This window comes from Streptomyces sp. ActVer (assembly GCF_027270795.1).
GTDB lineage: Bacteria > Actinomycetota > Actinomycetes > Streptomycetales > Streptomycetaceae > Streptomyces > Streptomyces umbrinus_A.
The window spans coordinates 1-9,893 of the sequence record NZ_JAPWHT010000392.1 but is presented as its reverse complement, the minus strand read 5'-3'; the positions used below and the strand labels follow the sequence as shown (position 1 = coordinate 9,893).

The following is a 9,893-nucleotide window of genomic DNA, read 5'->3' as shown; positions in this document are numbered from 1 at the left end:
CACTCTCGCGTACACACCGCCCGCCTACACCCAGCCCGCCCACTCGCCGCACCAGGCGCCGTCCGCGACGACCACCACCACGGGGCCCGCCCATCCCCGGCGCGCGACGATCGTGGTGATCGCGGGTCTGGCCGCGCTCGCGCTCGCGCTCGGGGGACTGACGTACGCCCTGGTCAACCGGGACGACGGAGGGGGCGGGGACGACACCTCCAACAGCGGGTCGAGCACCGGCGGCTCGACGGGCGGCGGTGACAACGGCGGGAGTAACGGAAGCAGTGGGGGCGGCACGGACGGCGGCTCGACCACGGAGAGCTCCGGCTCGAACGGGAGCGACGGCGGTTCGACCACCACCGGCGGCCAGACCACCAAGCCGCCCACCCAGTCCGTGAAAGTGACGGTCTCGGGCTCGCACACCGACTACACCGGTGCCTGCCCGCCACCCGAGGCCGAGGCTCCGACCTTCACGGCGACGTTCACGGTGACGGTCGTGCCGGCGGACGTGGAGTACCGCTGGGTGACGGAGTCGGGCGAGGTGTCCGACCCGAGCTGGAAGACGCTGTCGTTCCCCGCGAACGGCGGGAAGACCAAGCAGAACACGGTCATCGTGACGACGTACGACGCGTCGGGTACGTACGAGAACAAGATCGGCGTGGAGGTCCGCAGTCCCAAGGAGGCGAAGTCGGAACAGGTGCCCTTCTCGGTGACGTGCGAGACGGAGGCCCCGACGGGCGGGGCCTCCTCCGACGCTCCGCAGGCACTCGCGCCGAACGGAGCGATCAGGCCTCGGCAGTAGCCGGTCCGAGGCGATCAGGCCTCGGCGGTGATCAGTCCGAGGCGTTGAGCACGGGCAGATAACCACCCGACTGGCCCGAGGCCGTCGGGTGGTACGACTCGCCGATGTTCAGCCAGTTGACGCTGCGCAGCCAGGCGCTGCCGGAGCAGATCTCGTGACCGGTGAACGTGGGGCGTACGTCGCCGAAGGTGAAGCCGTGGTCGGCCGCACGCTTGGCGATGGCGCTGTCCAGATAGTCGGCGGCGCTGTTGATGGCGGCCCGCTCCGTCTCGGAGAGGCCGGCCAGGCAGCTGCCGCCCAGCTTGTAGAACCGGGGGTAGCCCAGGACGACCACATGGGCGGCCGGGGCCTTCGCGCTGATCGCCGAGTAGACCGAGTCGAGCTTGCCGGGCAGCGTCGAGTCGACGTACGCCTTCGCGGTGTTGATGCGGGCGACGCAGGCGCTCTCGGACTGCAGGACACAGGTCGTCATGACGTCGGAGAAGCCCGCGTCGTTGCCGCCGACACTGATGGAGACGAGGCCGGTGCCGGAGCCGAGCGGGCCCAGCTGGTTCGCCAGAACATCACCCGTACGAGCGCCCGAGCAGGCCGTGAAACTGAACGACGAGGGTGAATGGGCGGCCGCCCAGAGGTAGGGGTAGGCCTTGGTGCTGCGCTTGCAGTCGCCGCTGGAACCGATGTAGCTGCCCGCGCCGACACCGGACGAGTAGGAGTCGCCGAGGGCCACATAGCCCGTGGCTGCTGCTTGCTGGGACGCCTGCGCCGTCGTTGCCCCGGTGAGGGCGAAGGCGGTGGCGAGGAGGAGCGAGGTCACGTATGCCGTAAGTCGGGAACGTCTCATGGAACCTCCCTTTAGCAGGATCTCTGCCGTAACTTTCGTAGCAGCTACGCGTGTTGACAGGAAGTGTCCATGCCAAGACTTTTCCGGACCTACCGCATCCTCCGCTGTGCGTTCACTGTGCGTTCGATTGCGTGTCCATGACAGGCGCGTGACAAAGCGTCAACTCCCTTGAGCCGCACCCGTGGATCGATCACGCTGATGTCTCAACCGGTAGCGGAACGCAACGCTCCTGGTTGTGCGTGCGATCACGCGCGCACCCCCCACAGACGTGCGCCCCACCCAGGCGCACGCCGCCTATGAGGAGGACTCCCTCGCATGGCACAGCTGCGTAGCAAGAAGATCCGGATCGCCGCGATAACCTCCGTGGCGACCGCCGCCCTGCTCGGCGCCGTCACCGCGCTTCCCGCCCAGGCCGCGCCGGCCGAGGGCCGGGTCCTCGCGGCGGACTCCCCCACCGCCGTCAAGGACAGCTACATCGTCACACTGAAGAAGGGCGTCGGCTTCAAGGCCTCGTCGGCCGAGGGCAAGGGCCTGATCAAGGAGTACGGCGGCACGGTCAAGAAGACGTTCGGCGCCGCACTGAACGGCTACACGGCGACCCTGTCCGCGACCGAGGCCAAGAGACTGGCCGCCGACCCGTCGGTGGCCGTGGTCGAGCAGAACCAGACGGTGCACGTCACCGACACCACCCAGTCCAACGCCCCCTGGGGCCTGGACCGCTCCGACCAGACGTCACTGCCGCTCTCCGGCACGTACACCTACCCGGACACGGCGGGCAGCGGGGTGACGGCGTACGTCATCGACACCGGCGTGCGCATCACGCACTCGCAGATCAGCGGGCGGGCCAGCTACGGCTACGACGCCGTGGACGGGGACACCGTCGCCTCGGACGGCAACGGTCACGGCACGCACGTCGCCACGACCATCGCCGGCTCGACCTACGGCATCGCCAAGAAGGCGAACATCGTGGCGGTCCGCGTGCTCGACAACGCGGGCTCCGGCACCACGGCCGGCGTCATCGCGGGCATCAACTGGGTAACCCAGAACCACAGCGGTCCCTCGGTCGCCAACATGTCGCTCGGCGGCGGCGCGTCCACCACCCTGGACACCGCGGTGGCCAACTCCATCGCGAGCGGCGTGACCTACGCGGTCGCGGCGGGCAACAGCAGCGCCAACGCCTCCTCGTACTCCCCGGCCCGCGTCGCCTCGGCGATCACGGTCGGCGCCACCACCAGCACGGACGCCAAGGCCAGCTACTCCAACTTCGGCTCGATCCTCGACATCTTCGCCCCCGGTTCGTCGATCACGGCGGGCTGGTACACCAGCGACACCGCGACGAACACCATCTCCGGTACGTCGATGGCCACCCCGCACGTCGCGGGCGCGGCCGCCGTCTACCTGGCGGGCAACACCTCGGCCACCCCGGCCCAGGTGGCCACGGCCCTCGTGAACGGCGCCACCACCGGCGTGGTGACCAGCCCCGGCACGGGCTCCCCGAACCGCCTCCTGAAGATCGTCCCGTAATGACGTGCGCAGTTCCCCGCGCCCCTGACAAGGGGCGCGGGGAACTGCGCAATCTTTTGGCTTTCAGGGGCGCGGGGCTCTGACATTTGCGGCTCCGCCGCGGGGCGCGACCAGCCACAACGAACCCGCAGCCAAACATCAACGGCGCCCTCATCTTGACGCCCCCCACACCGCTGGGCCACATTGAAGCCCGGCATCCGGCGCGTCGGGGGGCAAAGTCGCCAATGCAGACCTTACGTATCAAGCCATCTCCATCGGACCCATCCCCATCGGGTGGTGAAGAGCGGTTGGACCAGGATCCGGGGAGGGACCTGCTCCCCCTGCTCGCAGGCGCCGCCGCGGCCATCGCCGGCGTCGGGGCCGTGCTGGCCCTGACCGACGTGGACTCGCCACTGCGCGCCCCGTTCGCGCTCTTCTTCCTGCTGGCCGCTCCGGGAACCGCGGTAGGAATCGCCCTGCGCGGCATGGAACCGTTCGGCCGCACGGTGGCGTCCCTGTCAGCAGCAGTAGCTCTCAACCTTCTGGTCGCCCAAGGCATGCTCGCGGTGCACCGGTGGTCGGTCCGTGGCGGAATCGCGGCCGTGGCCGCGCTCAGCTCCCTCATTCTCCTCCTGGTCCTGGTACGGCGGTTCCGTGGCCGTACGGTGAGAAGACGGGCATCCTGACGTGAACATCAGCGTGTACCGCCCCGGCGAACTGACCGCCGCCGACCGGACGGCATGGTCGGCCCTTCAGTCGAAGGCCCATCTGCACGGCTCGCCGGAACTCGCCAACCCGTTCCTGTCACCGGAGTTCACCCTCGCCGTCGGACGCTGCCGACGCGGCGTACGGATCGCCGTGGTCAGAGAGAGCGGCGAACCGGTGGCCTTCTTCCCGTTCCAGAGAACCACCACCGGCGTCGGCCGGGCCGTCGGCCTCGGTGTCTCCGACTGCCAGGGCCTCGTCCACGGGCCCGGCTTCACCTGGGACGCAAGAGAACTGCTGCGGGCCTGCGGGCTCGCGGTGTGGGAGTTCGACCACCTGGTGGAAGGCCAGGAGCCGTTCGAGGCCGAGGCCTCCGGCAGCTTCCCCTCCCCGGTCATGGACGTCGACCGGGGGTACGAGACATATCTCGCCGAACTGCGGGCCCGGTCACCGAAGTTCACCCGGACCACGCTGGCCAAGGACCGCAGACTCGGCCGCGATCACGGCGAGGTCCGCTATGTGCACGACGAGCGTGATCCCGAGGCGCTGCTCACGCTGATGGGATGGAAGTCGGCGCAGTACCGCAGGACCGGGCGCAGCGACCGCTTCGCGCAGCCCTGGATCACCCGGCTGACGCACCAGCTCTTCCACACCCGTTCCGAGCCGTTCGCCGGCATCCTGTCGGTGCTCTACGCGGGCGGCAGGCCGATCGCCGCGCACTTCGGGCTGCGCTCCGGACGCGTCCTGGCGTGCTGGTTCCCCGCGTACGACCCGGCGTTCTCCAAATACTCCCCGGGCCTCGTCCTGCATTTGCGCATGGCCGAGGCGGCTGCCGCCGACGGCATCGCCTATCTGGATCTCGGCCGGGGGCAGAAGGAATACAAGGATTCCCTGAAGACACGCGAACTCGCCGTGTCCGAGGGGTTGGTCACGCGCCGCCATCCCGTGGCGCTCGGACACCGGGCGCGGCGCGCCCCGGTCCGGGCGCTGCGGAACGCGGTGCTGTCGCGGCCGGAGCTTTTCGAGCCGGCCGACAAAGCCCTCAAGCGGATGGGAAAAATCCGCTCGGGCCGTTAGGTAACGTCCAAACCAACAAAAACGTGAGGCCACGTTCCAGGTCTTGCCATATCGTCTCAATCATCAATACCGTCGTACATCCACCCGCATCGGACCATCATGCACATGCGATTCAGGGGAGGGCTCAGGATCGCGACGAGGGCCCGGCGCGGGGCGCGGTAGGGGGGTGCCGTGCTCGGTGACCGCTTTTGTGCCGAGTGCCGCCGCGCGACCGACCCAGCCAGTCGGCCAGCTTTGCCAGCTCACCCGGCTTGTACGGAGATCGATTTCGGCATGCCGTAAGTGACAAAACCCCCCTTTCGAACCGGACAAAATGCCGGACCGCCCAGGGGCGGGCGGTCCACCGGACGAGAGGGACCAGACTCATGAGTTCTGTTGTGCGCCCGGCGGTTTCGGGCCAAGATCCGCTCACAGCCAACAAGTACCGGCCCATATCGACTCACCTGGCCATAGCGCCTCCGGTGAGCGTCGTGATTCCCGCCATGAACGAGGCGGAGAATCTCCCGTACGTCTTCAAGACATTGCCGGGATGGATCCACGAAGTGGTTCTCGTCGACGGCAATTCCACCGACAACACCGTCGAGGTCGCCCGCGAACTGTGGCCGGACGTCAAGGTCGTCAAGCAGGTGGGCAAGGGCAAGGGAGATGCCCTGATCACCGGGTTCGCGGCCTCCACCGGCGACATCATCGTCATGGTCGACGCGGACGGCTCGGCCGACGGTCACGAGATCGTCAGCTATGTCTCCGCGCTGGTCTCCGGGGCGGACTTCGCGAAGGGGTCGCGGTTCGCCAACGGCGGCGGCACGGACGACATGACGCCGATCCGCAAGCTCGGCAACTGGGCGCTGTGCACGGCCGTCAACCGCAAGTTCGGCGCCCGCTACACCGACCTCTGCTACGGCTACAACGCCTTCTGGCGGCACTGCCTGGACAAGATCGACCTCGACTGCACCGGCTTCGAGGTGGAGACCCTGATGAACATCCGGGTGGTCAAGGCAGGGCTCAAGGTCCAGGAGATACCGAGCCACGAGTACCTCCGGATCCACGGCTCCAGCAATCTGCGGGCCGTGCGGGACGGGCTGCGGGTGCTCAAGGTGATCCTCAAGGAGCGCTCCAACCGGCGCTCGCTGCGCCGTCGTCCGCACGCCGTGGCGCTCAACTCCGGGCCGGGAGAGGTGTCTTGAGAACCCTGGACATCTCCGTGGTGGTCTGCGTCTACACCGAGGACCGCTGGGAGGACATCCTCGCGGCGGTCGACTCGGTGCGGGCGCAGTCCAGGCCGGCCCTGGAGACGCTCCTGGTGGTGGACCACAACCAGGCGCTCCTGGACCGGCTGTCGAAGGAGTACAAGGAGACCGAAGGGGTTCGGGTGCTCGCCAACGCGGGCCCCCGGGGCCTCTCCGCGGGCCGCAACACCGGCATCGCCGCCTCGTACGGCGACGTCATCGCCTTCCTCGACGACGACGCGGTGGCCGAGCGCGACTGGCTGCTCCACTTCGCCGAGGGGTACGAGGATCCGCTGGTCATGGCCGTCGGCGGTCGTACGATGCCGATCTGGGCGTCGGGCCGCCGGCCGGCCTGGTTCCCCGAGGAGTTCGACTGGGTCGTGGGCTGCACGTACAAGGGCCTGCCGCCCGGCCGGGTCCAGGTGCGCAACGTGCTCGGCGGCAACGCCTCGTTCCGGCGCAGCGCCTTCGACGCGGCGGGCGGCTTCGCGACCGGCATCGGGCGCGACGGCGACAAGCGGCCGCTGGGCTGCGAGGAGACGGAGCTGTGCATCCGCCTCACGCGCGCCCGGCCGGAGGCGGTCCTGCTGATCGACGACCGCGCGGTGATCCACCACCGGGTGCCCGAGGCGCGCGAGCACTTCGCGTACTTCCGTACGCGTACGTATGCCGAGGGTCTGTCGAAGGCACTGGTCGCGCGGAGTGTGGGCGCCGGCAAGGGCCTTGAGTCCGAGCGCCGTTACACCACGCGTGTGCTTCCCGCCGGAGTCGCGCGCGGGCTGCGCGACGCGCTGCTCGCCCGCCCCGGCGGCGCGGGCCGGGCGGCCGCCATCGTGACCGGAGTGGTGACGGCGGCGGGCGGGTACGTACTCGGCAGCGTCCGGGCACGCAGGGGTGGGGCCACGTTCTCGGTCGTGCAGATCGAGGGGGCCGAACGATGAGTGACTCGCATGATCCGCGTGACCCGCGTGATGCGCGCGTGCCGATTCTCATGTACCACTCCGTCGCCACCGCGCCGAACGACGCGACCCGGGCGCTGTCCGTGGCGCCCGAGGCGTTCACCGAACAGATGGCGCTCCTGGGCGACCTGGGGTTCACGCCGGTCAACACCGCCGCGCTCGCGGAGTGCTGGCGTGAGTCGAAGCCGCTGCCGAGGCGGCCGGTGCTGATCACGTTCGACGACGGCTACGAGGGCGTGCACCGGCACGCGCTGCCCGTGCTCGCCGAGCACGGTTTCGCGTCCACGCTGTTCGTGTCGACGGGCTGGCTGCGCGGCGCGTACGACACCGGGGGCGCCCTCGACGAGATGCTCGACTGGGACCAGGTGCGCGCGCTCGCGGGCGCGGACGTCGAGATCGGCGGCCACAGCCACTCGCATCCGCAGCTGGACCAGCTGACCGACGAGGCGCTCTGGTTCGAGCTGCTGCGCTGCCGGGAGATCGTGGCCGGCGAACTGGGCGTGCGCCCGGCGTCGTTCGCGTACCCGTACGGCTACTCCAGCGGCCGGGTGCGCCGGATCGTGCGCGAGGCCGGGTTCGCCCAGTCGCTCGCCGTCGGCAACAGCCTCGCCCGCCGCCGCCAGGGGCCGTACGCGCTGCGGCGGGTCACCGTGCGCCGCAGCACCGGTATCGAGGAGTTCGAGCGGCTCGTGGAGGGCCGCGCGATCGCCCGTACCTTCGCCAGGGACCGGGCCCTCACCAAGGGGTACGCCGTGGTCCGCAGAGCACGACAGGTTCGCCGGAAGGCCATCCGTTCCCGTGTCTGACACGACCACGGCCCAGGCCGACACTCCCACGCCCGAGGCACCCGAGCGGTCCGGGCGCCGCCTTCGCCTGCCCGGACTTGGCGGCAGGTCCTCCGGAGGCAGCCCGCTGTTCCGGAACGCCTATGCCCTGATGCTCAACACCGGGATCTCCGCCGTGCTGGGGCTGGGCTTCTGGCTGGCCGCCGCCCGGTACTACTCCGAGTCGGCGGTCGGCCAGGGCTCCGCCGCGATCGCCGCCATGAAGCTCCTCGCGGGGCTCACCGCGGTGACGCTGACGGGCGCCCTCGCCCGCTTCATCCCGGTCGCGGGGCGGGGCACCGGACGGCTGATCTTCCGTACGTACGCGGGCAGTTCGGTGGTCGTGGCGCTGGCCGCGGGCCTCTTCCTGCTCACGCTGAACCTCTGGGGTTCCTCGTACCGCTTCCTGCACGGCCCGCTGATCGCCGTCGGTTTCGTCCTGGCCGTCGTCGCCTGGTCGGTGCTGACGCTCCAGGACGGGGTGCTGACCGGGCTGCGCAGCGCGCTGTGGGTGCCAGTGGGCAACACCGTGTTCTCGGCGGTGAAGCTGGTTCTGCTGGTGGCGTTCGCCGCGGCGATCCCGACCATGGGTGTCTTCGTGTCGTGGGTCGCGGCCATCGCGGTGTCCGTGCTGCCGCTGGGCTGGCTGGTGTTCCGCCGCCTGGTGCCGCGGCATGTGAAGGCGACCGCGGAGCACGCCGAGCCGCCCACCACGAGGGAGATCGGGCGGTTCCTGGCGGGCGACTACACCGGCTCGCTGTTCTCGCTCGCCGTGGTGTACCTCGTCCCGGTGATCGTCGCCGCGCAGGTCAGCAACGTCGACAACGCGTACTTCTACATCACCACGACCATCGGCGGCACGGTCAACCTGCTCGCCATCAACATGGGCGCCTCGCTGACCGTCGAGGGCTCGCACGATCCGGCGCGGCTGGCCGCGAACACCCGGGCCGCGCTGCGCCGGATGGCGCGGATCATGCTGCCGGTGGCCGCTGTGCTGTTCTTCGGTGCGCCGTGGATCCTCGGTGTGTTCGGCCAGGGGTACGCGGACGCGGCGACGCCGCTGCTGCGCTGGTTCGCGGTCGGCGCGGTGCTGCGGGTCGTCATGGAGACGTACTTCGCGGTGCTGCGTGCCCAGAGCCGTACCTCCGGACTCGCCTGGCTGCAGGGCCTGTTGTGTCTGCTGGTGCTCGGGCTGACGGTGATCCTGCTGCCCCGTATGGGCCTGACCGGGGCGGGCGTGGCGGAGATCTCCAGCCTCGCGGTCATCGTGGCGCTCGCCGCGCCGAGGCTGTACCGGATCGTCAGGACCGCGCCGGCCGACGCCGTGCCCGAGGGTGCGGCGCCCGACGGCGACCTGGCGGACCTGGGCGCGCGTGAGGTGGCAACGTCGCAGCAGGACAAGCCGAAGAAGGGGCGCGGCCCGGCCTGGGCGCAGCGGCTCGACACGGACACGCTCGCGCTCGGTGTGCAGCTGGACTTCGACCACCTGGAGCGGCGGCCTGACGTACGGCCCGGTCCGGGAACACCGCCCGTCGGGACACCGAAGGTCGAACGGCCGGAGCACCGCAGCGAGCCGCGTCCTGACCACCGGCCGACCTGGGCGCTCAAGGCGCCCCTCCAACTGCCCGCCGCCCGCGTGGAGGTGGGCCTGCCCGTCGAGGAACGGGAACCCGGCTCCGAGACGTCCCTCGGCCCGTCCGAGGCCGAGGTGGACGCCCCGTTCGAGCCGTCGGAGGGCAGGTCGGGCGACGAGTCGGAGGGTGTACGCGGACGGGGTGCGTCCGGTGCATCGAGGGCCGTACGCGGGAAGGGGACTTCGCCGCTCGCGCTCGAGGCGGGCGGGCATGAGACGGGCGGGCGGTCCGGCCCGGCCCCGCCGCCGGTGTCCTGGTGGGAGCGGCTGCGGCCGACCCGGCTCGGGGTGGTGCTCGGCTGTCTGCTGACGGCCGCGCTGGTCCTGTACTG

General features: G+C 70.2%; 8 protein-coding genes and 1 pseudogene. 8 read left to right on the top strand and 1 reads right to left on the bottom strand.

Features of this window, described 5'->3' with window-relative positions:
• A pseudogene (locus O3Q52_RS41000) lies at window positions 1-793 on the top strand (serine/threonine protein kinase); the annotation flags it as partial.
• A 31-nt stretch (window positions 794-824) separates the two neighbouring features.
• On the opposite strand, the gene O3Q52_RS40995 reads toward O3Q52_RS41000, so the two are convergent.
• Window positions 825-1,634: an SGNH/GDSL hydrolase family protein gene (locus O3Q52_RS40995; protein ID WP_269653642.1), complete on the bottom strand. Its 810-nt coding sequence runs from the start codon at window positions 1,632-1,634 to the stop codon at window positions 825-827.
• A 315-nt stretch (window positions 1,635-1,949) separates the two neighbouring features.
• Between O3Q52_RS40995 and O3Q52_RS40990 the strand changes: the two genes are divergently transcribed.
• The 7 genes from O3Q52_RS40990 to O3Q52_RS40960 form a co-directional block, all read left to right on the top strand.
• Window positions 1,950-3,158 carry a S8 family peptidase gene (locus O3Q52_RS40990; protein ID WP_269653641.1) on the top strand — a complete coding sequence of 403 codons (1,209 nt, stop codon included), beginning with the start codon at window positions 1,950-1,952 and terminating at the stop codon, window positions 3,156-3,158.
• Between the two features lie 287 nt (window positions 3,159-3,445).
• Complete coding sequence (locus O3Q52_RS40985; RefSeq protein WP_269653640.1) at window positions 3,446-3,823, top strand: hypothetical protein; 378 nt, start codon at window positions 3,446-3,448, stop codon at window positions 3,821-3,823.
• Window position 3,824: 1 nt separating this feature from the next.
• Window positions 3,825-4,919, top strand: coding sequence for a GNAT family N-acetyltransferase (locus tag O3Q52_RS40980; protein ID WP_269653639.1), 1,095 nt, complete (start codon window positions 3,825-3,827; stop codon window positions 4,917-4,919).
• A gap of 365 nt (window positions 4,920-5,284) precedes the next feature.
• Window positions 5,285-6,103 (top strand): glycosyltransferase family 2 protein, encoded by an 819-nt coding sequence (locus O3Q52_RS40975; RefSeq protein WP_055612890.1) that lies wholly within the window; start codon window positions 5,285-5,287, stop codon window positions 6,101-6,103.
• Window positions 6,100-7,086: a glycosyltransferase family 2 protein gene (locus O3Q52_RS40970; protein WP_269653638.1), complete on the top strand. Its 987-nt coding sequence runs from the start codon at window positions 6,100-6,102 to the stop codon at window positions 7,084-7,086. The genes O3Q52_RS40975 and O3Q52_RS40970 overlap by 4 nt, the downstream gene beginning before the upstream one ends.
• Entirely contained in the window at window positions 7,083-7,910 is an 828-nt protein-coding gene (locus tag O3Q52_RS40965) for a polysaccharide deacetylase family protein (RefSeq protein ID WP_269653637.1), read from the top strand. Before O3Q52_RS40970 ends, O3Q52_RS40965 begins: the two co-directional genes overlap by 4 nt.
• A partial coding sequence (locus tag O3Q52_RS40960) for a polysaccharide biosynthesis C-terminal domain-containing protein (protein WP_269653636.1) occupies window positions 7,903-9,893 on the top strand: 1,991 nt, incomplete at its 3' end. The genes O3Q52_RS40965 and O3Q52_RS40960, both read left to right, overlap by 8 nt.